The organism is Hoeflea marina, assembly GCF_003182275.1.
Classification (GTDB): Bacteria; Pseudomonadota; Alphaproteobacteria; order Rhizobiales; family Rhizobiaceae; genus Hoeflea; species Hoeflea marina.
Window position 1 is genome coordinate 351,276 of sequence record NZ_QGTR01000004.1, and the last position, 23,482, is coordinate 374,757.

The 23,482-nt window shown below is 65.3% G+C and carries 21 protein-coding genes and 1 pseudogene; 7 read left to right on the plus strand and 15 right to left on the minus strand.

The features are described 5' to 3' along the window. Nucleotides 1-29 precede the first annotated feature (29 nt). The 9 genes from kdpB to DFR52_RS17110 form a co-directional block, all read right to left on the minus strand. Nucleotides 30-2,099, minus strand: coding sequence for a potassium-transporting ATPase subunit KdpB (gene kdpB / locus DFR52_RS17070; RefSeq protein ID WP_110033204.1), 2,070 nt, complete (start codon nt 2,097-2,099; stop codon nt 30-32). A gap of 121 nt (nt 2,100-2,220) precedes the next feature. Next, entirely contained in the window at nt 2,221-2,310 is a 90-nt protein-coding gene (kdpF, locus tag DFR52_RS17075) for a K(+)-transporting ATPase subunit F (protein ID WP_110033205.1), read from the minus strand. Nucleotides 2,311-2,753: 443 nt separating this feature from the next. After that, nucleotides 2,754-4,259, minus strand: a complete 1,506-nt coding sequence (locus DFR52_RS17080) for a hypothetical protein (protein WP_110033206.1) — start codon at nt 4,257-4,259, stop codon at nt 2,754-2,756. Next, nucleotides 4,259-5,020, minus strand: coding sequence for a class I SAM-dependent methyltransferase (locus DFR52_RS17085; RefSeq protein ID WP_110033207.1), 762 nt, complete (start codon nt 5,018-5,020; stop codon nt 4,259-4,261). The genes DFR52_RS17080 and DFR52_RS17085 overlap by 1 nt, the downstream gene beginning before the upstream one ends. Further along, nucleotides 5,007-5,690: a glycosyltransferase family 2 protein gene (locus tag DFR52_RS17090; RefSeq protein WP_158284989.1), complete on the minus strand. Its 684-nt coding sequence runs from the start codon at nt 5,688-5,690 to the stop codon at nt 5,007-5,009. The genes DFR52_RS17085 and DFR52_RS17090 overlap by 14 nt, the downstream gene beginning before the upstream one ends. Nucleotides 5,691-5,694: 4 nt before the next feature. After that, nucleotides 5,695-6,615, minus strand: a complete 921-nt coding sequence (locus DFR52_RS17095; protein ID WP_110033209.1) for an NAD-dependent epimerase/dehydratase family protein — start codon at nt 6,613-6,615, stop codon at nt 5,695-5,697. Next, entirely contained in the window at nt 6,602-7,411 is an 810-nt protein-coding gene (locus tag DFR52_RS17100) for a beta/alpha barrel domain-containing protein (RefSeq protein WP_158284990.1), read from the minus strand. The genes DFR52_RS17095 and DFR52_RS17100 overlap by 14 nt, the downstream gene beginning before the upstream one ends. Before the next feature lie 11 nt (nt 7,412-7,422). After that, nucleotides 7,423-8,079 carry a class I SAM-dependent methyltransferase gene (locus DFR52_RS17105; protein ID WP_158284991.1) on the minus strand — a complete coding sequence of 219 codons (657 nt, stop codon included), beginning with the start codon at nt 8,077-8,079 and terminating at the stop codon, nt 7,423-7,425. A gap of 355 nt (nt 8,080-8,434) precedes the next feature. After that, the gene (locus DFR52_RS17110) at nt 8,435-9,145 is read right to left on the minus strand and encodes a GntR family transcriptional regulator (RefSeq protein ID WP_110033212.1); all 711 of its coding nucleotides are present in this window, start codon (nt 9,143-9,145) and stop codon (nt 8,435-8,437) included. 176 nt (nt 9,146-9,321) lie between these two features. On the opposite strand from DFR52_RS17110, the gene DFR52_RS17115 reads away from it, so the two are divergent. The 7 genes and pseudogenes from DFR52_RS17115 to DFR52_RS17145 all read left to right on the plus strand — a co-directional run. After that, nucleotides 9,322-10,509 (plus strand): ABC transporter substrate-binding protein, encoded by a 1,188-nt coding sequence (locus DFR52_RS17115; protein WP_110033213.1) that lies wholly within the window; start codon nt 9,322-9,324, stop codon nt 10,507-10,509. A gap of 75 nt (nt 10,510-10,584) precedes the next feature. Beyond that, the gene (locus tag DFR52_RS17120; protein WP_110033214.1) at nt 10,585-11,454 is read left to right on the plus strand and encodes a branched-chain amino acid ABC transporter permease; all 870 of its coding nucleotides are present in this window, start codon (nt 10,585-10,587) and stop codon (nt 11,452-11,454) included. Between the two features lie 4 nt (nt 11,455-11,458). Continuing rightward, nucleotides 11,459-12,439, plus strand: coding sequence for a branched-chain amino acid ABC transporter permease (locus DFR52_RS17125; RefSeq protein ID WP_110033215.1), 981 nt, complete (start codon nt 11,459-11,461; stop codon nt 12,437-12,439). Beyond that, nucleotides 12,436-13,218: an ABC transporter ATP-binding protein gene (locus tag DFR52_RS17130; RefSeq protein WP_110033216.1), complete on the plus strand. Its 783-nt coding sequence runs from the start codon at nt 12,436-12,438 to the stop codon at nt 13,216-13,218. Before DFR52_RS17125 ends, DFR52_RS17130 begins: the two co-directional genes overlap by 4 nt. 3 nt (nt 13,219-13,221) lie before the next feature. Then, on the plus strand, nt 13,222-13,944 hold the full coding sequence (locus DFR52_RS17135; protein WP_110033217.1) for an ABC transporter ATP-binding protein: 723 nt from the start codon (nt 13,222-13,224) through the stop codon (nt 13,942-13,944). Between the two features lie 8 nt (nt 13,945-13,952). Further along, the gene (locus tag DFR52_RS17140) at nt 13,953-14,645 is read left to right on the plus strand and encodes an aspartate/glutamate racemase family protein (RefSeq protein WP_110033218.1); all 693 of its coding nucleotides are present in this window, start codon (nt 13,953-13,955) and stop codon (nt 14,643-14,645) included. Nucleotides 14,646-14,926: 281 nt separating this feature from the next. Beyond that, nucleotides 14,927-15,313, plus strand: a pseudogene (locus DFR52_RS17145) (tyrosine-type recombinase/integrase); the annotation flags it as partial. A gap of 122 nt (nt 15,314-15,435) precedes the next feature. Here the strand turns inward: DFR52_RS17145 and DFR52_RS17150 are convergent. The 6 genes from DFR52_RS17150 to DFR52_RS17175 all read right to left on the minus strand — a co-directional run bounded on the left by DFR52_RS17150 (nt 15,436) and on the right by DFR52_RS17175 (nt 23,429). Beyond that, a complete protein-coding gene (locus DFR52_RS17150; protein ID WP_110033219.1) occupies nt 15,436-16,698 on the minus strand; it encodes a benzoate/H(+) symporter BenE family transporter in 1,263 nt (420 codons plus the stop codon). Nucleotides 16,699-16,775: 77 nt separating this feature from the next. Beyond that, nucleotides 16,776-17,582 (minus strand): enoyl-CoA hydratase/isomerase family protein, encoded by an 807-nt coding sequence (locus DFR52_RS17155; RefSeq protein ID WP_110033220.1) that lies wholly within the window; start codon nt 17,580-17,582, stop codon nt 16,776-16,778. A gap of 37 nt (nt 17,583-17,619) precedes the next feature. Next, nucleotides 17,620-19,137 (minus strand): AMP-binding protein, encoded by a 1,518-nt coding sequence (locus DFR52_RS17160; protein WP_110033221.1) that lies wholly within the window; start codon nt 19,135-19,137, stop codon nt 17,620-17,622. Beyond that, nucleotides 19,130-19,642, minus strand: a complete 513-nt coding sequence (locus DFR52_RS17165) for a (2Fe-2S)-binding protein (RefSeq protein WP_110033222.1) — start codon at nt 19,640-19,642, stop codon at nt 19,130-19,132. Before DFR52_RS17165 ends, DFR52_RS17160 begins: the two co-directional genes overlap by 8 nt. Then, a complete protein-coding gene (locus tag DFR52_RS17170) occupies nt 19,630-20,457 on the minus strand; it encodes an FAD binding domain-containing protein (protein WP_110033223.1) in 828 nt (275 codons plus the stop codon). Before DFR52_RS17170 ends, DFR52_RS17165 begins: the two co-directional genes overlap by 13 nt. Further along, the gene (locus DFR52_RS17175) at nt 20,454-23,429 is read right to left on the minus strand and encodes a xanthine dehydrogenase family protein molybdopterin-binding subunit (protein ID WP_110033224.1); all 2,976 of its coding nucleotides are present in this window, start codon (nt 23,427-23,429) and stop codon (nt 20,454-20,456) included. Before DFR52_RS17175 ends, DFR52_RS17170 begins: the two co-directional genes overlap by 4 nt. Between the last annotated feature and the right edge of the window lie 53 nt (nt 23,430-23,482).

Below are 23,482 nucleotides of genomic sequence, written 5' to 3' on the forward strand. Positions count from 1 at the left end.
AGGGACGGATCATGGGCAGCCTTTCTGGATCAGACGAGGCCGATGGCGGTGACGATCATGTCGATCGCCTTGATGCCGATGAACGGCACGATCAGGCCGCCGAGGCCGTAGACGAGGAGATTGCGCTGCAGCAGCCGGTCGGCACCGATCGCCTTGTAGGCGACGCCCTTCAGCGACAGCGGGATGAGGGCCACGATGATGAGCGCGTTGAAGATGATGGCCGACAGGATGGCGCTCTCGGGCGTCGACAGGCCCATGACGTTGAGCGCGTCGAGCTGCGGATAGACCGCGATGAACATGGCCGGCACGATGGCGAAGTACTTGGCCACGTCGTTGGCGATCGAGAACGTCGTCAGCGCGCCGCGCGTCATCAGCAGCTGCTTGCCGATCTCGACGATTTCGATGAGCTTGGTCGGATCGGAATCGAGGTCCACCATGTTGCCGGCTTCGCGGGCGGCCATCGTTCCCGTGTTCATCGCCACGCCGACATCGGCCTGGGCGAGCGCCGGCGCATCGTTGGTGCCGTCGCCGCACATGGCCACCAGCTTTCCCTTCGCCTGCTCGTCGCGGATCAGCTTGAGCTTGTCCTCCGGCGTGGCCTCGGCCAGGAAGTCGTCGACCCCGGCCTCCGCCGCGATCGCCGCGGCGGTCATCGGGTTGTCGCCGGTGATCATCACCGTGCGGATGCCCATCCGGCGCAGCTCGACGAAGCGCTCGCGGATGCCGCCCTTGACGATGTCCTTGAGATGCAGGACGCCCAGCAGCCGACCGTCCCTGACGACGGCCAGCGGCGTGCCGCCGGCCTTCGAAATGTCGGTGGCAATCGCCTCGAGCTCGCGACGGCTCTCGGCGGTGCCGGCCGCTGAACCGTTGGCGGCAGAGGTCCGCTCGATGTGCCTGAGCACCGCATCGACGGCGCCCTTGCGGATCGACGATCCGTCGAGGTCGACGCCGCTCATCCGGCTTTGCGCCGTGAACGGCACGAAGGTGGCGTTCAGGCCGGCCATGTCGCGGCCGCGGATGCCGTATTTCTCCTTGGCGAGCACGACGATCGAACGGCCCTCGGGCGTCTCGTCGGCGAGCGAGGCCAGTTGGGCCGCGTCCGCCAGGTCCCGCTCCGTCACGCCCTTGACCGGCCGGAAATCGGAGGCCTGGCGATTGCCGAGCGTGATGGTGCCGGTCTTGTCGAGCAGCAGCGTGTCGATGTCGCCCGCCGCCTCGACGGCGCGGCCGGACATGGCCAGCACGTTGAAGCGCACGAGCCGGTCCATGCCGGCGATGCCGATGGCCGAGAGCAGCGCGCCGATGGTGGTGGGGATCAGCGTGACGAACAGCGCCACCAGCACGATCACCGGAATGGAGCCTCCGGCATAGGCGGCGAAGGCGGGGATCGTCGCCGTTGCCAGCACGAAGATCAGGGTGAGCCCGGCCAGCAGCACGTTGAGCGCGATCTCGTTGGGGGTCTTCTGCCGCTCGGCGCCCTCGACCAGCGCGACCATCCTGTCGATGAAGGTCGATCCGGCCGCCGCGGTGATCCGGACCCTGATCCAGTCGGACAGCACCTGGGTGCCGCCGGTGACCGCCGAGCGGTCGCCGCCCGATTCGCGGATCACGGGGGCGGATTCGCCGGTGATGGCCGCTTCGTTGACCGAGGCCACGCCCTCGACGATTTCGCCATCCGACGGGATGATCTCGCCCGCTTCCACCAGCACCAGGTCGCCGACTTTCAGGCTCGCCCCCGCCACGAGCCGGGTCCCCTCGCCGTCCGCGTTGATCAGCCGGGCCTGGGTCTCGCTGCGGGAACGGCGCAGCGATTCCGCCTGGGCCTTGCCGCGACCCTCCGCGACAGCCTCAGCGAAGTTGGCGAACAGCACCGTGAACCAGAGCCAGAGATTGATCTGGAAGGAAAAGCCGAGATCGCCGGCGCCGGTGACCAGGTCCCTGACGAACAGAACCGTCGTTAGCACGGACACGACGGCGACCACGAACATCACCGGGTTCTTGGCCAGCGTGCGGGGATCGAGCTTGCGGAATGCGCCCGCGATCGCGGGGGCCAGAATGCGGGCGTCGAAGATGCTCGCGGATGGGGACCGGCTCATGAAGGACTCCAGCTGAATGGGTGTGGGGGTTTGGGCTGCGGCCGCCCGACAGCGGCGGCCTGCCGGCTTGAGACGTCCGGACCGCCGCTTCGCGGCCCCGGAGCGTCGGATGCCTGTGGCATCAGAACCGTTCGGGACGCAGCAGTGCGTAGACAAGATAGGCGGTGACGAACAGCGTCACCGCTCCGCCGAGCACAAGGTCGAATGTCATGTCACGTCTCTTCCGTCTGCCATGCCGCCCTGCGGCGCGCCGTGTTGCCCTGCCCGTCTCCGGTGCGTCCTGACGGATCGGACCAGACAGCCTGCAAGCTTGACGCGATCATAGGCGGAAAGCGCATAAGGGTTCGAGACGGGCGGGGACCGGAAGAAATAGAATCCTCATAGGAATTTCGGTCGGAATCCGTCGCTGTCCTCATCCTGAGGGGGCCGCGTGAGCGGCCCTCGAAGGGCGGGGGCAAGCCACAGGGTCGCAGCCCGATCACCAGGGCTACAGCCTCGCCCTTCGGGGCTCGCCCTCGCCGGGCTCGGGCTCGCACCTCAAGGATGGGGCTGTGGGGCGGCGGTCCGCAGCATTCGACAATGGCCGGGTACATGGCCGGCATCCTGGACGGGGCGAGCCGTCATGGGCGCCGGAAGGCAACGGTGTCCGTTCGTTCATTCAGGATCCTGTTGCCGCCTGACGTAGACACTTTCCGACCCGGTTTCCAAGGCGACCTCATAATTGGCCAGAATGTAAGCCATCAACTCCGGATAGTTGTTGGCGAAGGCGAGTTCCTCTCGGCGGTCGATCGCCACTGCCGAAACGATGGCTACCGGGGGCGCGGCGGCCCTGAACTGCGTCATCATCGCTGCCCGTCCCTCCGGGCTCGAGGGGTAGACGGGGAAAGTGTCATAGACTGCGGTGCGCCGTTCAAACAGCGCCAGAAAGCCGGGACAGGCGGGGGCGGCAAACAGCGTGTCGTCGGCGCCTGACCATTCATCGACGATCGCCTTGACACGCTTCAGGGTCTCGTCCGTCGCGCGCGGCAGCACAAGACCGTTCGAGGCGACGCCGGGTTCCGCGGCCCGCCGGCGCAGCAACCGGTGGAGCGGAAACTCCGCCTCCTCTCGCAGCAGTCCGATGCTTGCCAGCAACAGCGCCAGCAGAACGACGGAAGCCCCGGCGGCTCCGAGGAAAGCTTGGCCGGATGCAGCAGCCAGAATGACCATCGGATGGATGATCTGGGCAAAATGCGGCAGGTCGGCGCGGGAAAAGGCGTGATGAAAATAGGCGAGACCCGCGCAGGCCGAGGCCAGAGCCAGGGCGCGGCTCTCTGTCGCCATGCCTGACGGCGACAGCGCAAGAATTGCGATTGCCGCCACGCTGGCGACGGGGATGAGCGTGAAGACCGCCTTGAGCACGCCGCGCCGGATGAAGCCGTAATGGCGAAACTGCGGGGTCGTGGCCCAGACCCACGGCTTCGGCAACGCGAGATTGGTGGTGCCGCGCCGAAAGAGCGCGAAGACCTTCCTGTCCAGATAGGAACTCAGGAATCCGCTCACCCGGCTCGTCAGAACCAGCAGGACAGCACCGCCGACGGTCAATCCCGCGATGACGTCGAGAGCGGCGGCAAAGGGAGTCGCCAGAGCGCCCGACAGGGCGACCAGAGCGGTGGCGCCCAGCAGATAGACCAGGATATTGAGCCCGAAGGCCAGCTCTATCGCGCCCAGCACCCCCAGGGCAAAGCCGCTGCCGATCCCCAGGACCAGGGCATACATCGCGCCGCAGCAGACGATGCTGAAGAAGATTTCGATCTGCTTGTGGCGGGGGAACATCCAGCACAGGGATACACAGCCCGCCAAGGCAGCCACCATCGCACTGTTCGTCGCATGGCCCACGACCAGGACGATCAGCGCGAGCGACCCCGCCTGCACGACAGCCATCGACACGCGGACCGTGAGAATGCCCGGTCCAAGCAGACGGCACCACAGTGCGCACCAGTAATAGCGGGCCGGGTCATAGGCCCGGAAGTCACGGATCGGAACTTCCCCGCGCAGGACAGCCTGGGTGCCGTAGACGAGATACCCTTCATCGCCGAGGTTGAGCCCGTGCCGGATGTTGCTCAGCGTCGCCAATCCCAGCAGGGCCAACGGCAGCAGCAGCGCCGAAAGGTAAGCCATCACATCTCCTGAACCGGCGCCGCCTCCAGACGTGCGCTGACAAGCTGAAAGGCCGAAACGGGGCGGAACATCGGCATGCGGTCATAGACCCGCTCGAACGCCGCACCTGCCGTCGTGTTGCGGATGGCGGGAGGCAGGATTCCAAACCGCTGAAATTTCACGTCCGCAAATCCCGCAGCCTCGAGAGACCTGGCGGTCTTGCCGGGCGTCAGGTTCAGGATGCCTTTCTCCGCTTTCCAGGACATGGTCGGAGCCAGGGTGATCTGGATGTAGAACAGGGCGCACCACGGGTTCGGCTCGAGGAATGTGACCTGGCCTCCCGGCTTGAGCAGCCGGGCGATCTGCTTGAACGCTTGCTGCAGATCGAACAGGTGGTGCAGCATGAAGAAGCCGACCACATGATCATAGCTGCCGAGAAGGGCGGGATCCGGGTTCAGGATGTCCCCGCAGATCGTGGCGATCCGGGCCCGGGATGCAGCCTGCCGCTTCAGTTCCTCCAGCAGCCTCGGCGACAGGTCGAGACCATCGACCTGATAGCCCGCCTCCACCAGCGGGATCGTGTATTTCCCCATGCCGCAGCCGATATCGAGAATTCGGTGTTGCGCATCAAGATTTGAGAAGGAGAGGAATTTGTCGAGGTGGTTGTTCACATAGGGCGTCGCTCCGACGAAGACGCGCTTGTTGTCCGCATGTTTGCGGCCCTCGTAATAGTCGAGTTGCACGCGGTTGTGGGCGGACTGGTCGGCATCAGGTCGCGGCATGAAACCATCGCTCCTTCAAGACACACAGGATATTGGACAGGGCGGTGGCAAGCCGCATCCGGCCGGTATAGGTGGAGGCGCCGGAGCGGCGGAAGTCGCGCGCGACAGGGATGGCGCCCACGGCCGTGGCGTGACAACCGACAAGGCCGGCCAGATAAAAGCGCGTGTTCGGGCTTTGCGCGATTTCGTCAGCCAGGACGCGCGTCATCGCAACGAAGCCCCCGGCGCCCTTTGGCAATCGGGCAAGCTGCCGCATCAGGATCCGGTAGATCACCGAGGACAGCATGCGCAGGTCGGATTGATATCTTCCCACCCGCGTGGCGAACACCGCCTGGCACTCTCCCAGCCAAAGTTCCGCCAGCAACAGGGGAATGGCCGAGGGAGGATCCTGCAGATCGGCGTCCATCACCACAACGCTGTCGCCGCTGCAGGCCCGCAGACCTTTGCGGATCGCCGCCTGCTGTCCGGCGTTGGTCTCGTTGGTGATGACCTTGATGTCTGAGTGTTGTGCCTGCAGAGCCCCCAGGATCTCGGCGGACCGGTCACTGCTGGCATCGTCGACGAAGACGAATTCCGGCGCCACATCCAGAGTGGCCAGCGCGGCGCCGATCTCCTGGTGCAGCGTGGCCAGCGTATCGGCGTTCTGGAAAACCGGGATCACGATCGACACGAGCCTACCCTTCACGGCCGCTCCTGTCATGACTGATCAGATCCAGCAGGCCCGCTCTCAGATCCATGGTGGCGGACCAGCCCGGCAATGGGCTTGCTGTTTCCGTGTCCGGCTGACCGCGGTGCGTGTCCCAGGCCCGTGCCGGCGCCGACCCCGGCTCCGTCCTGAGATCGGCACCGGTGAGCTCCGCGACAAGGGCGATGACCTCCGCCACCGACCAGAGGCGCCCCGTTGCGATCTCGGCCGAGAACTGGTCCGGCTGGTGTGCCTGCGCGGCATGCCGGCACGCGGAGACAACATCGGACACATGCACGTAATCCCGGCGTGCGGTTGACGGCGCAAGCGGCATGGCGCTGCCACGGGCAGCATGGCGCAACGCGGTTGGAATGAGCTTCCCCTCGCCCTGCAGCGGACCATAGACGTAGTCGGTGCGCAGGCAGGCCAAGGGGATGCGGTGCTCCCGCGCATGCTGCCGCAGGAGGATACCGGCGGCGGCGCGGCTTGCGCCATAGTCATTTGCGGCCGTGCCCGTGGCCGGATCAATCCGCTCGAGCGCGCTGCCCAGACTGACGAAGCGCCGGCAATCGATCTCGCCTGAGGCCCGCAGCAGGTTCATCGCCCCAGCGACATTGACCGCCAGCAGCCGATCCCAATCGCCCGTCTGCCGGCTGACGGCCAGGTGAAACACAAACTCCGGCCGGATCCGGTGTACCGCATCGCGGGTCGCCGCGTGATCGGTCAGGTCGACGCCGACAATGCGCGGCGCGGTCTGCAGGCGATCCAGACGGTCCATCGAGGATCCGGCTCTCACCATCGCATGCACATCCGCCCCGGCCTGCAGCAATGCCGCGGTCAGATGGGCCCCGATGAACCCGTTGGCTCCGGTGACCAGGACGGCTCTGCCACTGAGATCAGACTCTGGCATTGGACTCCTGCAGCGCCTCGATCGCCGCGACCATCTCGCGGTGTTGCCCTTGCACGGCGGACGCACCCCGCCCTCGCGCTTCGCTCAGCGCCCTGCGCATGCGCAGCAGCGCGGCCGCCGGATCCATGTCGGCCGTGTCGCGGTAAAAGGACCGGCGCAGGAACGAGAACCCGCAGTCCAGCCGCGCCATCTCCGCGTACAGATGCCTGGCGGGCAGCGGCGCACCCAACTCCGGCAGCGTCAGCCCTCCGAACCCGAAGGGCATGCCGGAGCAGCGCTGCCGCAGCGCCGGCAGCAGACCGTCGGCAAGCGGTGCAAAGATGCTGTCCGATTTTCGGTCGATGCGAAGATCGTTCAGCCCGACATAGATGCGCCCGATCGGCAAGGCGCACAGCGCCTCGACATGCCGGGTCGCCTCCACGGTCTCGATCATCACCATGATCCGGCAGAGGTCTTCGGCAATTCGGGCAATGCGCTCCACCTGCTCGGGAGCTCGAACCATCGGAACGATGATCTCGTCCGCGCCGCTCTCGATGATGCCCGACAGTTCTTCCTCTGAGGCATCCGGACCGCTGAGCCGGCAGAGAATGAAGCCCTTTGTCCGGTCGCGCAGGCGTCGAATGTCTTCGATGCGATGGGCATTGATTTCGGTATCGAAACCGGCCTGCCGGTGGTGCTTTCCCGAGTGCTCGAGATCGACAATGATGCCCGAGACGCCCGCCTCGAGAAAATCACAGGAAAGCTGGACCTCCCGGTGAAACAGCAGCAGGTCGAATGCTTCAAATTTCGTGGGCAATGACATCGGGCTCAGGGCTTTCTTGCCAGCACGACCAGCGACGACCCGAAGGGCATGGCCAATCCCAGGGCGTCGATGCGACCCTCCAGACGGTTCACTGCCCGAAAGGCGGCATTCATCAGGCGCGGCGGAAAATCTTCCATGTCACGCGTTGCCGACGACCTGCGGCCAAACATGCGCGACAGGACCACCAGCGGAAACAGGAGGCACTGGTAATAGCGGATTCTGCTCACCTTAAGTCCGGCCGCCTCGACCACCTCGCGGATCTGGGCGCTGGAATAGCGACGCAGATGCCCCGCGTCCTCGTCGCGAACGCTCCACAACCATTGGAAGGCCGGCACCGTGACGAGGATATGGCCGCCGGGCTTCAGGACACGCCGCGCCTCGGAGAGCGTCGGCAGATCCGGCACGTGCTCGATCACATCCAGCGCGAACATGAGATCGATGGAGTTGTCATCGAACGGCAGGCTGGCGACATCGCCGGCTATGAGCTGCGTGTTGGAGTCAAACGCCGCGGAATCGACCTGGCCCGCATACTGGTCGATTCCGAAGACCTTCCGCGCGTATCCCGACCACGCCCTGAGATGGGTGCCCGGTCCGCATCCGATGTCCAGAGCCGTGTCGACGGCCCGACCTCCGAGGGACGTCAGCGCATTCGCAATCATCATCCGGCGTCCGGCATACCAAAAGTGGTCAGCCTGCATGTCCTGCAGGACCCTGAACCGTTCGAGCGTGAATGGGAGCGATTTCGCCATATGCATCAATCCGTGCGAGCCTCACACGCCCACCGCACTGGCGTTACCGGAAACCCCCGGGCGTGTCGATCAATAGTTGAGCCTCCCCTTTGCCGAAAACCCGGCAAGACGGCTCGCGCTTGCAGCCCGGTCACCGGGGCCACAGCCTCGCCCTTCGAGGCTGTGGGGCGGCGGGGCCGCCGCGGCAGCGCTTCAGGGTATCGCCGAGGACGATGGCCTGCCCGGGTCGGGGAGAAGAGACCGCCACCGGCGATGCAAAGTCGTCGGATTACCGCTGGTCCCCGAACAGTCTGACAAGGTCGACATTGTTCTTGCGTCCCCTGCTCAGGTCCAGATTCGCCTGAATGTGCCCGAGATGTTCCGTCATCAACCGTGACGCCGCTTCGCCGTTGCCGGTGCGCAGCGCTTCGAGAATCAGCGAGTGGTCGTCGTCCCGGCAGTTCGCGGTGCCCGGCGCGCCGAAGATGCCGATGATCAGCGACGTCCTGGTGACCAGTTCCTTGATCATCCGTTCCATCACGCTGTTGGCGGCGATGCTGGCAAGCACGACATGGAACTGGCCGGAGAGCCGGATGGCCTCGTGGCGATTGTCCGATCGATGCGCCTGGTGCTCCTTTTCCAGATGCGCGCGCAGCATCGCCAGATCGGTCTCGTTGGCCCGTTCGGCAGCCAGCACCGCAACGTTGGGCTCGATCATCAGCCGCGATTCGAAGATCTCGCGCGCCTGTTCGGCAGTCGGACTGGAAACGAAGGCGCCCCGGTTCGACCGCAGATCGACCACCTCGCGGCTGGCAAGCAGCAGCAGGCTGCGGCGGATGCGCATGCGGCCGACGCCGAAGGCCTCGCACAGCGCCGATTCCGAGAGTTTCGCGCCCGGCGGCAGCCGCTGGTCGATGACCGCATCAAAGATCTGATCGACGATCTGGGCTTCGGTGAGCTCGGGGCTTGCGCTTTCCGAAGACGTTTCATCCACAAGCATGACGACTTCCGATTCGGCGGGATTGCGATATCCGCTATAGCATAGCGCTCGGCGATGACAATTCACAGCGCTGTCGACAATCCTGTTGACAGTTTTGTTAACAAAATGCTTGTCTGCAATGACCACGCTCGGAGACTCCGGGAAGAGGACGTGGAACTGTTTTGGGAGGATACCAAATGAAACGTCGCGCCTTGCTCATCTCCACCGCCCTCGTGGCCGTGGCGAGCCTTTCCTTCAGCGGATCGGCCTTTGCAGAAAATCCAGTGCTCAAGATCGGATTCGTGGGGGTGACCAGCGGTCCCGCCGCGGCCTGGGGCACATCGAACCAGCGATCGATGGAAACGCGTGCCGCGTGGATCAACGAAACCGGCGGCGTCGACATCGGCGGCACGGTCTACAATGTCGAGATTGTCGCCTTCGATGACCAGAAGGACCCCAAGCGGGCGATCGCCGGCATGGAGAAGATGGCGCAGGAAGGCATCCACTACGTGGTCGGCCCCAATGTCGACGACGGCGCCGCGGCGGTCCGCCCGGTGGCGGAGCAGAACGGGATCATCTATTTCCCCTATGCCTTCCCCAAGTCGCTCTACCAGGCACCGGCCTCGAACGCCGTGCTGGGCATGGTGGCCAACTACCAGTCCGGACCGGCGATCTACAAATACCTGATTGAAAAGAACGGCATCAAGAAGGTGGCGTTTGTCGCGGCCAACGAATCCGACCCGCTGTCGCAGCGCGACGGCGGCGTTGCCGCGGCCAAGGAACTCGGTCTCGAAGTGGTCTCCGACAGCATCACCTACCAGGTGGACACCACCGACTTCACGCCGGTGCTGCTCCCGGCCATCAAGGCCCAGCCCGACCTTCTGGTGCTCTCGGGGGTTTCGCCCGCCAATGCGCCGCAGTTGATCCGGTCTGCCCGGGAACTGGGCTACGAGGGTCTGATCTCGACCGAAACCGCCCAGGACGCGGGCGTGCTCCAGGAGGGCGCGGGTGAGCTGGCCAACGGCTTCATCTCGGTCGGCGGCGCCTCGACGCCGGAACTCGCCTCGGACCAGATGCGCGAGTTCGTCGACCGCTACACCAAGATGTTCGGCGAATACAACGACGAGTCCAACACCAAGGTCTATGCGCTCGAATACATCCTCGAGACGCTGAAGGCGAACCCGGCGGCGATCACCGACGTCGAGGCGTTCAAGACGACGATGGACACGTTCGAGGCGCCGAACCCCTACATGACGGGCGACGCCAAGCTCACCTATGTCGGCACGTCCTCGTTCGGGCAGAAACGGCAGCTGTCGGTGCCGCTGGTGGTCAACGAGTACAAGGACGGCGGCTTCATGACGCTGTTCGTGGCGCAGGTCGACTGACCTTTTCGCAAGAGTGTCGTACGGCGTCCGGCCCGCAACCGCCGGCCGGACGCCCGCCGCAACCAAGGCTTTCCCATGGAACAGATACTCGCCAACGGTCTCTATCTTGGCGCCCAGTACGCGCTCATCGCGCTCGGGCTGACGCTGATCTTCTCATTGATGAACGTGCTCAATTTCGCCCACGGGCAGATGTATGTGCTCGGCGGTTTCGTCACCTACACCGTCGTCAGCCAGCTGGGAATGCCGTTCATCGTCGGTCTACTGGCCTCCGCCGTCACGCTTGCCGTGGTGGGCGGGCTGATCGAGCGATACCTGTTCCGCACGGTCATCCGTCGCTCCCACCGGGAGGAAAGCACGATGCTGCTGGCAGCCGGCATCGCCTTCTTTCTCGATGCAGTCATCCTTCTTGCCTTCGGCGAGAAGCAGCGCGGCGTGCCGAAGATCATCAACGGGGTCTTCAACTGGGACTTCCGGCTGATCATGCCCTATGACCGCATCCTCATCGGCGCGCTGGCCATTGCGCTCATCGCCGCCTTCATCCTGTTCATGCAGTACTCCACAGCCGGGCGGGCGATGCGGGCGCTGGCCCAGGACCGGGTCGCGGCACAGCTGATGGGCGTCGACGTCAACCGTTATTCGACGCTCGGCTTTGCGCTCGGCGCGATGCTGGCCGGGCTGGTCGGCGGGCTGCTGGTCACCATCACCGGGATCAATCTCGGCATGGGCGGACCGACCTCGATCAAGGCCTTCATGATGATCATGATCGGCGGCGCCGGCGTCATCTCCGGCGCCATCGCCGGCGGCTTCATCCTCGGCATGATGGAATCGGTCGGCCTGACCGTTCTCGCCGCCTATGGCGACATCACCTACCTGGCGATCTTCGTCCTGCTAATGGTTTTCCTCGCCTTCCGTCCGCAAGGGCTGATGGGCAAGCCCTGGGGCTGAGCACATGAAAAACACCACCAAGATTGCCGGCGTCGGGATCTTCCTGCTGATCGTCTTCGTCATGGTCCCCTGGGCGATCGCCGCCAGTGGGCGCTGGGACTTCTACTACACCCTGACCTCGGTGGCGCTGCTGTCGATTGCCTCGGCCGGCGTGTGGCTGACCTTCTACATCGGCCGCATCAACATCGGCCAGGGCGCCTACACGCTCGCCGGCGGCTACGTCTCGGCGGTGCTGGTGACCCAGGCCGGCGTCAATTTCTGGCTGACGCTGCCGCTGGCCGGCCTGTTCTGTGCCGCCCTGAGCGTGCTCATCGGACTGCCGATCCTCAGGCTTCGCGGCGTCTATTTCGCCATGATCACGCTGGTTCTGACCGAGGTGGCGCGCCTGACCGCGCTGGCTCTGCCGATCACCCAGGGCGCCAAGGGCATCACCTCGATACCGCTTCCCAGGGAACTGTCGCTGTTCGGCATGACGCTGATCCCGGATTTCGCCAGGCTGGAGAACCCGAAACTCGCCTTCTACCTGATGGCGGTGATCCTGATGATCGCCAGCTACGCCGCGCTCTACCGCATCGTGAACTCGCGGCTCGGGCATCTGTGCCGGTCCCTGCAGCAGAACGAGGAACTGGCGTCCTCGATCGGCGTCAACATCTCCTATCTTCGCGTGCTGGCCTATGCGATCTCGTCCTTCTACGGCGGCATCGCCGGCGCCAGCTTCGTGGCCATCTCGCAATCGATCTACCCCTCGAGCTTCCAGGTCGCCGACAGCGTCAACTTCATGCTGAACTGCTTTCTCGGCGGCCTTGGCTTCGTGTTCGGGCCGATGCTCGGCACGCTGGTGCTCTACTTCGGCTGGGACCTCTTGTTCACCACCGGCCGCTACCAGCTGCTGATCTACTCGTCGCTGCTGATCGCGCTGATGATGCTGTTGCCCAACGGCCTTCTCAGCCTGAACCAGCTGCGCGGCAAAGGAATGCGCAAATGACCCCCATCCTGCAGATCAAGGGCGTGAGCAAGCGCTATGGCGGCCTCACCGCGGTGAACAATGTCAGCTTCGACGTCGCCAAGGGCGAGATCATCTCGGTGATCGGGCCGAACGGCGCCGGCAAGTCGACCCTGTTCAAGCTGATCTCGTCCTTCGTCGGCACCAGCAGCGGCGAAGTGCTGTTCAAGGGCGAGCGGATCTCCGATCTTGCGCCGCATGTGGTGGCGCGCAGGGGCGTGGTCCGGACCTTCCAGGAAACCACCATCTTCCGCTCGATGACCGTCCGCGAAAATGTCATCGTCGCCCATCATCTGCGCTCGAAGGCGACTTTGGCGGGCTTCTTCTTCGGCACCGCCGCGGCGCGCGCCGACGTCCAGACTTTCGGCGCATCGGCCGATGACATTCTCGGCTTTCTCGGGCTCGGCGACATCCGCGACGAACTGGCCTCGAACCTGCCGCAGGGCCACCTGCGCGCGCTCGGCATGGCCATCGGCCTCGCCACCGGGCCGGAGGTGCTGCTGCTCGACGAACCCTTCGCCGGCATGAACCACGACGAGACCATGCGGATGGTGTCCAACGTGCGGCGGCTTCGCGACGAGCGCGGCGTCACCGTGCTGCTGGTGGAACACGACATGCCGGCCGTGATGAAGATCTCGGACCGCATCGTGGTGATCAATTTCGGCCAGAAGATCGCCGAGGGCACGCCCGCCGAAATCCAGAACAATGAACAGGTCATCGAAGCCTATCTGGGCAGCGAAGACGACGCGATCGGGATGTAAGCCATGACTGAGATGCTCAGCTTCGAGAATGTCGAACTGTACTACGATCACGTCTATGCGCTGAAGGGCGTCTCGATCGCGATGAACGAGGGCGAGACCGTCGCCCTCATCGGCGCCAACGGGGCCGGAAAATCCTCGATCCTGCGGGCGATCACCGGACTGGCGCCGATCCGGAGCGGGCGGATCCGCTTCATGGGCGAGAAGCTCGACGGCATGTCGGCGCCCGATATCGTCCGCAAGGGCATCGCCATGGTGCCCGAGGGGCGGCGGGTGTTCCCCTACATGACGGTCAAGGACAACCTGCTGATGGGCGCCTTCACCCGCAGCGACAAGGCCGGCATCGCCAGCACCCTCGACAGCGTGCTGACACGGTTCCCGAGGCTCAAGGAGCGGTATGGCCAGACGGCGGGAACGCTGTCGGGCGGCGAGCAGCAGATGATGGTGATCGGGCGGGCGCTGATGGCCAAGCCGCGGCTGCTGCTGCTCGACGAGCCGTCGCTCGGCATTGCGCCGAAGCTGGTGCAGGACATCGCGCGCTCGATCGTGGCGATCAGCCGCGACGAGAAGGTCACGGTGCTGCTCGTCGAGCAGAATTCGCGCATGGCTTTGAGCATCTCCGACCGGGCCTACGCCATGTCGACCGGCTCGGTGGTGCTGAGTGGAAATTCAAAGGACCTCATCAGGGATGACCGCATCAAGGCGGCCTACCTTGGCGGCGATGTATAGGAACAAGCATGCGTATTCTGGTCGTCAATCCCAACACCACCGCATCTATGACCGAAAAGATCGGCGCGACGGCGAGAGCCGTCGCCTCGTCCGGCACCGAGATCATCGCGGTCAATCCCGCGCACGGGCCGGTCAGCATCGAGGGCTATTACGACGAGGCCATCAGCCTGGCCGGCCTGCTGCAGGTGGTCGAGGCCAATCTTGACGTCGACGCCATCGTCGTGGCCTGCTTCGACGACACGGGGCTGGACGCGGTGCGCAGCCTTGCGGGCTGCCCGGTCGTGGCCATCGGCGAGGCCGCGTTTCACATGGCCTCGATGCTGTCCAACAAGTTCTCGGTGGTGACCACGCTCGCCCGTTCGGTGCCGGCGATCGAGCACAACCTGGTCCGCTACGGACTGGCCACGCGCTGCGCGCGGGTCCGCTCCACCGAGGTGGCGGTGCTCGATCTCGAGCATGACGCCGGCCCGGCGCGCGCCAAGATCGACACCGAGATCCGTCGCGCCATCGCCGAGGACCGTGCCGAGGCCATCGTGCTCGGATGCGCCGGCATGACCGACCTGACCCGGTCGCTGACGGCGGACCACGGGCTGCCGGTTCTCGACGGGGTCGGCTGCGCTGTCGTGCTGTGCGAAGGGCTGGTCCGGCTCGGCCTCAAGACCTCCCGGCTCGGCGGCTACACGCCGCCGGTGAAGAAATAGGTTCGGAGCGGCGACAGATGCCGGAGACGGTGGTGAACGGGACGCGATAAGGTTGGATTTCAGGCATTCATGTCGTGGACTGTCGCGGCATCGGGGATGATGACGGCGAGCGGACAGCGCAGCATGCTGTTCCGGCCAGGCTGGATCGCGCTACCCGCCAGGCGGACCGCACGGCTTGGCATCTAATTCGGCGATCTGAGCCATTTTAAGAATGAAATGCAGAACGGAGCGACTGGTCCAGCGCTCCGCCCCGATGGAAGCCCTCAATAGGCTGGCCCCTTCGCGCTATGGTGATCCAGCAGAAAACCGGTCGTCCGGTTCAGTTCGAGATCACGGCCGACGTAAGAGCCAGCCTGCTTGTCTCGCTTGAGCGGAGAGCTGGAACGGTGGACGACTACGCTTTTCCCAGCCGGGTCGATCTTGCCGATCACCTAAACACCCGCCAATACGCACAATTGGTTGATGAATGGATGGCCACAATCGGTCTGCGATGCGAGGATTACGGCACACACTCGCTTCGGCGAACCAAGGCGACTATGATCTACAAGGCGACAGGCAATCTTCGCGCGATCCAAATCCTGTTGGGCCACAAGATCGAGAATACCGTCAGGTATCTTGGGGTAGACATCGAGGATGTCCTCGAGCTGGCGGAGCACACGGAGATTTGACGGAGCGGTCCCGCCCCGAGGGGTTCCGTGCGTCTCGCACGCTAGCCGCTTTTCGCCCCCATGCCGATCATACAGAACAGGCATGGGGGCGACTTGGCAGCAGATGTCGATCAAAGCCGCAATCAAGCGGCCTGTTTCTCCCCGATTCTTCCGGCCTCGACCAGAGCGGAGACGATGACGCCCGCCACCAGGGCCCAGAAGGGTGCACTGATGCCCAGCAGCGAGACGTTCGACATGGCGACAGCGAGCGCCACAAAGGCTCCTGTCTGGTTGCCGAGCGACTTGCCGAAGGCGTTCTGGAAGGCCGACAGCAGCACGCCGATCATGGCGAGGCCGGCGACGGTGCCGATGAGGGCGGACGGCAGGCTGAGCACGATCGGAACTGCGGCGCCCGCGAGGAGGCCGAAGGCGGCGAAGAGCACACCGTTGACGACGGTCGCGGCATAACGCCCCTCCTTGTTCTCGCCCGCCTGCTCGGACGAGCATATCGCCGTCATCGGCCCTGCAATATTGGCATTGTGGCCGCCGAGGATACCGGCGGCGACACCGCCGATGCCGGAAATGATCGTCATCGCGTTGACCGGTGGCCGATAGTCCTCGGCCATGAGCACGCCGGTCGCCTGGGCGTTCTCGGCGCCGATCACCAGAAGGGCGAGCGGGATGGCAATCGCGAAGAAGGCATCGACGGAAAACACCGGCATCGTCAATTCGGGCGCGGCGAAGGCAATGTTGGCCGCGCCGCCGCCGACCGCACCCGTCGCAAGCGCAACGATCAGGCCTGCGACCAGGGCCGCCAGAACCGGCGGAACGAATTTGGTCAGCCGCATCGAGACAAAGAAGGCTAGGATTGCCGCGCCGGCAATCAGCGGCGCCGAGTTGAGCGCCGTCACCGTGCCGATAGCGAACCGAATCAGCGCACCAGCAATCATCGCCATGACGATCGGCATCGGCAGCCAGCGCATCACCTTGCCGATGAGCCCGCTCACTCCGAGCAGCAGAACCAGCAGGCCAGCCATGATGAAGCCGCCAACGGCCTCGTTGAACGGAATGGTGGCAAGCGAGCCGGCGACAAGGGCTGCGCCGGGGATCGAGTAGGCGCCGTTGATCGGCTGCTTGTAATAGAGCGCGAGAGCCAAGCTGATAAGCCCGCCGAGCACGTAGATCGCAAAGAGCCAGGCGACGGTCTGCCCGTTGCTGAGATGGCCCGCCTCGGCCGCCCCGATGACGATCAGGGCAGGACCGGAGCAGCCAAAGATGGCGGCGACGAGCCCGGCGCTCATGGTCTTGATGCCGAGATGTTTCGGCAGGTCTCTGAGACCCGACATAAGGCCGGGTCCCCGTTCGACAAGGCGCGTTTCCTGTGTGTTCTGCTGGGTCGTATCCATTCTCAATCCTCCCGAAGCGGATCCGAGGCCGCTCCCTCCTCGTGGAAATGAAGCCGGGCTCCCGCCCGGCCGTTGGTTCAGCGCCCGACGAAGGTCGGCGCGCGCTTTTCGTGGAAGGCCAGCACGCCTTCGCGGAAATCCTCCGATGTCCGAAGCCGGCTATAGCAATGGCCCTCGAGCTCGATGGCGGTCGACAGCAGCGCGTCGTCCGTGTCGTTCAGGAGCTTCTTCGCCGTGCGCTGTGCCAGCGGAGAGAAGCCGATCAGTTCCTCGACAAGCGCGTCGACGGCCTTTTCCAGATCGGCATCCGCAACGATCTCCGACGCGATGCCCCAGTCGTAGGCTTCCTGACCGGTGATCCGCTTCGAGCGCATCACGATGTTCTTGGTGCGGGTGACGCCGACCATCTTCTGCAGGCGGGCCGAGCCGCCGGAACCCGGGATCTGGCCCAGCTTCTGCTCAGGCAGCGCGTAACGGGTGGTCTCGGTCGCAATCCGGAAGTCACAGGCAAGCGACAGTTCGAAGCCGACGCCGAAGCAATAGCCGCGGTTGGCAGCGATGACCGGCTTGGAGCAGCGCGTCGGTGCCGCGATGTTCCAGGCGAGGTGCGAGACATGTTCCGGGCTTGCCTCGAGGAAGCCCTTGATGTTGCCGCCGGATGAGAAGTGCTCGCCCTTGCCCGCAACGACGATGATGCGCACGCTCGCGTCCTCGTCGAGCGCCTCGAAGACGAGGCGCAACTGGTCGCGGGCCAGCATGGAGACCACGTTGTAGGGCGGATAGTCGAGCGTGACGTCGGCGCGCTGACGGGCGGCATCTATTGTGACGGTGAAGCCGTCGAGTTCTGCCAGGCGCGGGTCTTGGAATGTGGCGTGTTCGGCCATGGTAAGTCCTTTCGTTGGTCTGGCGGCGGAGTGCCGCTCATCGATTTGCGGGAATGCGTTCCTCGGTGTATTCACCGGCCACCAGAAGGCGGCGCAGCAGCTTGCCGACGGGGGATTTCGGGATCTCCTCGACGAAGACGATGCGGCGTGGGCGGCGGAAATTGGCGAGACCGGACTCGCGGCAATGGCGGTCGAGATCCTCGGCGCTGACCTCGTCGCGTCGTTTGATGAAGGCGACGACGATCTTGCCCCAGCGCTCGTCGGGGAGGCCGACGACCGCGACCTCGGCGACGCCTTCGTGCAGCGACAGGCAGCTTTCCACCTCGACCGGCGACACGTTTTCGCCGCCGGTGATGATCATGTCGTCGGCGCGGCCGGTGACGAAGAGATCACCGTCCCCATCGAAGAAGCCGGTGTCGCCGGTGAAGTACCAGCCTCCGTGAAGTGCCTTGGCATCCGCGTCGGGCCGGTTCCAGTACCCCTCGAAGGCCTCGTCGCTCTTCATCAGCGCGATGATCTCGCCTTCCTCGCCGACGGCTGCCCGCTCGTTCGGGTCGCGGCTGCCCAGCTTCACGACCCGGATCGTCTGGTTGATTCCGGCGCGGCCGGCGGAGCCGGGTTTAGCGGCCGCGGTCTGCTCGATCGTGAAGGTGTAGATTTCAGACGAACCATAATGGTTGACGAAGAGCTCCGGTCGGAAGATCTGCTCCAGCCGCTTCAGCAATCCGTCGGTCATCGAAGCGCCGGCATAGCCGAGCTTGCGGACGGAGGCGACGCGCTCGGCAGAAAAAGCCTCGTGATACAGGAGGTCGTGATAAAGCGTCGGCACGAGATAAAGATTGGTGATCTTTTCCTTCTCGATCAGGTCGAGCGCCTTTGCCGCGTCGAAGCGCGGCAGGCAGACGAAGGTGCCGCCGATCAGCGAGGATGCGATCAGGGAGCGCACGCCCATCGTGTGGTAGAGCGGCATGACGCCAAGCGTGCGCTCCCCATGCCGGTAGAGGTTCTGCGCCACATGGGCGACGGCGCCGGCGCGTTCAGCGTGGTGACGGCGTGGCACGCCCTTCGGCTTCGAGGTTGTGCCCGAAGTGTAGAGCATCAGCGACCAGTCGCGGGCGTCGGCGACAGGCACCGCATCGGCGGCTCTGCCTGTCATGATATCGGCGAGCGCCTCGGCCGAGAGTTGCGGCAAGTCCTGCGCGAGCCGCGACAGGCGCACGGCCTCTTCCGTCGATGCCTCGTAGAACACGGCCTTCGCGCCGGCATCCTCGATGCCGAAATCGATTTCATCGGCCTTCGCCCGCCAGTTGAGCGGTGTGACGACCAGGCCGAGAAACTGGCAGGCCCAGTGCAGCGACGCGTTCTCCCAACGGTTCTGCATGACGGTGAGCACATGGTCTCCGCGCTGCAGGCCGGTCTCGCCAAGGGCCGCGGCAAGCGCTGAAACCTTGTCGTACCATTGGCGATAGCTCAGGCGCATCTCCCCGTCGACGATCGCGAGCGCGTCCGGGTCACGCTCCACGCTCGCGAGGAAGCTCGTTCCTAGATCAAGCATTGGGTGTCTCCTCCTTCCGTTGTTCCTCCGCGGCGGCGAGCGCCGCCTCGACGATGGTCGCGTAGCCCGTGCACCGGCAGAGATGGCCGGAGAGGTGCTCGCGAATGTCTTCCCGGCCCGCCTCCGGCCGCTCGCGCAATAGGGTGTCGAGCGACATCAGGATGCCGGGCGTGCAGAAGCCGCATTGCAGGCCGTGATGGCGGCGAAAGGCCGCCTGAAGCGGGGAGAGCTCCGCCGGGGCGGGAGCCAGCGCTTCCACGGTCCGTACGTCACTGCCGCGCACCTGCTGGGCGAGCGTCAGGCAGGCGCGCGCCGGCTTTCCGTCGATCTGCACGGTGCAGGCGCCGCAGACGCCGTGCTCGCAGCCGACATGGGTGCCGGTCAGCCCGATCTCGTGGCGCAGCAGATCCGAGAGCAGCATCCGGTTTTCGGCCTCTGCGCGGACCTTCCGGCCGTTCAGCGTGAAGTCGACGCCATGCCTCTGGGCAGCGTTCATGCGCGGCATCGGCTTGCCTCCCTAAGGGTCTCGTGGCCAAGATTGCGGACCAGTTCGCGCCGGTAGCGGGCGCTGGCGTGAATGTCGTCGCGGGCGTTCAGCGACCAGGCGATGTCGTTCAGCGCATCGTCGAACTGGTCGTCGTCGAGCGCCGGCAACGGGAAGACACGCGGCCGGTCATCGACCCCGGCAATGCCGAGCCGCAATCCCTTGTCGTCGGCGACGGCAGCGCAGGCGACGATGGCGAAATCGCCATGCCGGCGGCCGACCTCGCGGAAGGCATAGCCGCTGCCGGGCCGGGCCTTCGGGAAATGCACGGCCTCGATCATCTCGCCCTCGGCGAGATCGGTCGCCATCATGCCGATGAAGAAGTCGTCCGCTTTGACCTTGCGCTTCTGCTTGCGGCTGCGCAGGCTCACCGCACCGCCGAGCGTCACCAGGGAAAGCGGCAGTTCGGCGCTCGGGTCGGCATGGGCGACAGAGCCGCACACCGTGCCGCGCGCCCGGGTCTGCACATGGCCGAGCCAGGGGAAGGCGGCCGCCAGAAGCGGCAGGTCGCGCGAAAGATCTGCCCAGGCTTCAAGTTCCGCCTGCCGCACGCTGGCGCCGACGGTGATCTCGTTGCCCAACGTTTCGATGCGCCGCAATGCCTCGAGCCGCATGATGTCGACCAGCAGGCCTGGACGGGCGAGCCGCATGTTGAGCATCGGCACCAGAGACTGCCCACCGGCGATGACGCGAGCCTCACCGCCGCCCTCGGCGAGTGCGGAAAGCGCTTCCTCCAGCGTGTCCGGGCAGAGGAAATCGAAGGATGCAGGCTTCATCTGCGCCTCCTGAAGAGGCTCGAAAGCCGTTGAGTGAAGCCGGCGGCGGCGCTGGGAGGCCCTCCGCCGCCGGCATGACGGGCGAGCGCCTGGAAGAACTGTCCGATCACCACGCGCGCCGCGCCATCAAGAAGTCGGCCACCCACAGAGGCGACCTTGCCGCCGATCGCGGCCTCATATCGATAGTCGATGCGGGTGCCGATCGCCGTTTCCGTCAGCGTGACTCGGCCCGTGCCGCGACCGGAGCCGAGTGCGCCCTCCGTGCCGCCGGAGAGCGTGACCGCTTCCGGCGCAAGCATGTCGGAGAGGCGGATGTCGGCGCGGTACCGGCCCTTGACCGGGCCGATGCCGAGGGTGACCTCGGCGCGAAAATGCGTGTCGGAGACCTTTCGGACCTCATGTGCGCCGGGAATGATGGCCTTCAGCGTGTTCGGGTCGAGCAGCATCGTCCAGACGGACTCACGCGTGGCGACGACTTCGGCCGAGCCCGAGCCGGTCAGCAAGCGCTCGCCGGAAGCGCCGGTAGCGACGGGGATCGAATCCTGAGGTTTCGACGGCGGGCGCTCCTCGCCGTAGAGCCATTCGCTGACGCGGCTCGGCGATAGCGGCAGCCGGATGTCCTCGACCCCGAGCGCATCGGCGACCGCATTGGCGATGCAGACCGGCGTCGACATGCAATTGCCTTCGCCGACGCCCTTTGCGCCAAGCGGCGTGAAGGGCGATGGCGTCTCGTGATGGAGGATCAGCGGCTCCGGCGTCTCCATCACGGTCGGGATCAGATAGTCGGCAAGCGTGCCGGTCAGGAAACTGCCGTCGCCGCCATAGGCATATTCCTCGTAGAGGGCGGCGCCGACGGCCTGGGCAAAGCCGCCGCGCACCTGGCCGTCGACCATGCCGGGATGCAGGATGCGGCCGCAGTCATGCATCGTCACATAGCGGTCGATGCGCACCTGGCCGGTCGCCCGGTCGATCTCCACGCCACAGATGTCGAAGATGAAGCCATGGCAAAGCGACGAGTTGATCCCGTCCGCTGCCGTCGGCGCCTCGAGTTGCTCCGGTGTCCAGAAAACCGTCTCGCGGATAGTCTGGCCGGTTCCATCAGGCAGGGTGCCGGGCGCCCAGTGGCTGGCCGCCGCCACGCGGCCGAAGGAGATGGCATTGTCCGGGTTGTCGCGATCGAAGAGCTTTCCGGCCCTGAAGTCTATCCGATCCGCCGTGACATTGAGTTGGCTAGCGGCGATCGCTGCAAGACGGTCCCTGATGCGATCGGCGGCAAGGGCAGCGGCGCCGGCGACGGCAGCGGCAAACCGGCTTGCATAATTGCCCGACGCGATCGACCAGGCGTCGCGCGCCGTGTCGAGTTCGGTGTTGACGCGCACGGCCTCAAGGGGGAGTCCAAGCCGCTCGGCGACCACCTGCGCCAGAACCGTGCGATGGCCCTGGCCCTGCGGCACCGAAGCGACCTTGACGGTGACGGAGCCGAGCGGATCGATGGCCACAGTCGCGACGGACTGGGCGCCGTTCTTCGGCCCGGCCTTCGCCCGCTCGTCTGGCGTCAGGACCGTCGTGATGTAGCCCATGTTGGAGACGCTCGGCTCGACCACCGCCGCATAGCCGATGCCGTAGAGCCGCCCTTCGGCACGCGCTTGATCCCTTCGCAGCCGGAGCGCCTCGAGGCCGCCTTCCTGGCAGGCGCGATCGATTGCGGTCTGATAATCGCCCGAATCCAAAAGCCCGCCGGTCGCCGTGCGGTAGGGAAAGGCGTCGGCCGGCACGAGGTTGCGGCGGATGACGGCAAGCCTGTCGAGGCCAAGGTTGTCGGCGATCTTGTGGACGAGCCGTTCGAGCGCGAAATAGACCTGCGGTCCGCCGAAGCCGCGGTTGAGCCCCGTGGGCGTCTTGTTGGTGAGCACGACGCGATTGCGGATGGCGACGTTTTCGATCGCATAGGCGCCGGTCATGTTGCCGTGCATGCGGTAGAGCGTCGCCGGCTCCGGTGCACGCAGATGGGCACCGCAATCCTCCAGCTGATCCCAGCTAAGCGCGGTGATGCGACCGTCGGCGGCAACGGCCGCCTCCAGCGTCGTGACGCGGTTTGTTGCCGAGACCGAGGCTGTCAGGTGCTCGAGCCGGTCCTCGATCCATTTGACCGGCCGTCCGGCGACGCGGGCGGCGACGGCGGCGAGGATGACATAGGGAAACACGCCCTGCTTGATGCCGAAGGAGCCGCCGGAATCAGGCGGCGTGCGCAGCCGCATGCGGTTGCCGGGGACGTTCAGCGCGCGGGAAATCACGGCATGGATCGAGAACGGCCCCTGGAAATTCGCCGTGACGTCATAGGCGTCCTCGCCGGGATCGTATTCGGCGATCACGCCGTAGGTCTCAATCGGCGTGCAGGAATTGCGCGGATAGGCGATGCGGATGGAGACGCGGTGGGCGGCAGTCGAGATCGCCGTTTCCGGGTCGCCGTAGCGAAAGCTGCGCTCATTGATGAGGTTGGTGCCGAGCGAGGGATGCAGAACCGGTGCATCTGCGGCGAGTGCCTTCTCGGGATCGACAATGGCGATAAGCCGCTCATACACGACCTCGATCAGGTCCAGCGCATCCTCTGCAACATAGCGGTTCTCGGCAACGACAAGCGCGACGGGTTCCCCGACATAGCGCACCCGGTCGCGGGCGATCGGCCAGCATTCGACATTGGCCTTGACCCCGACCGTCATGCTGCGGGTGAGCCTTGCCACGTCTTCGCCGGTCAGCACGGCGAAGACGCCGGGCAGCGCACGGGCGGCAGTCATATCGATCGCACGGATTTCGGCGTGGCCGTGGGGCGAGCGCAGAACAGCCAGATGCGCGGTGTCGCGCCGAACCGGCAGGTCGTCGATGTAGCGGCCGCGGCCGGTCAGAAGCCCTGCGTCCTCGACCCGTGGGACGGACCGGCCAATCATGCCTCCCGCCGTTTCCAATCTGGTCATTCGCTCCTCCCGCACCCGCTGGTGAAGGGGTGCCTTAGGGGGGAAGAGTGAAG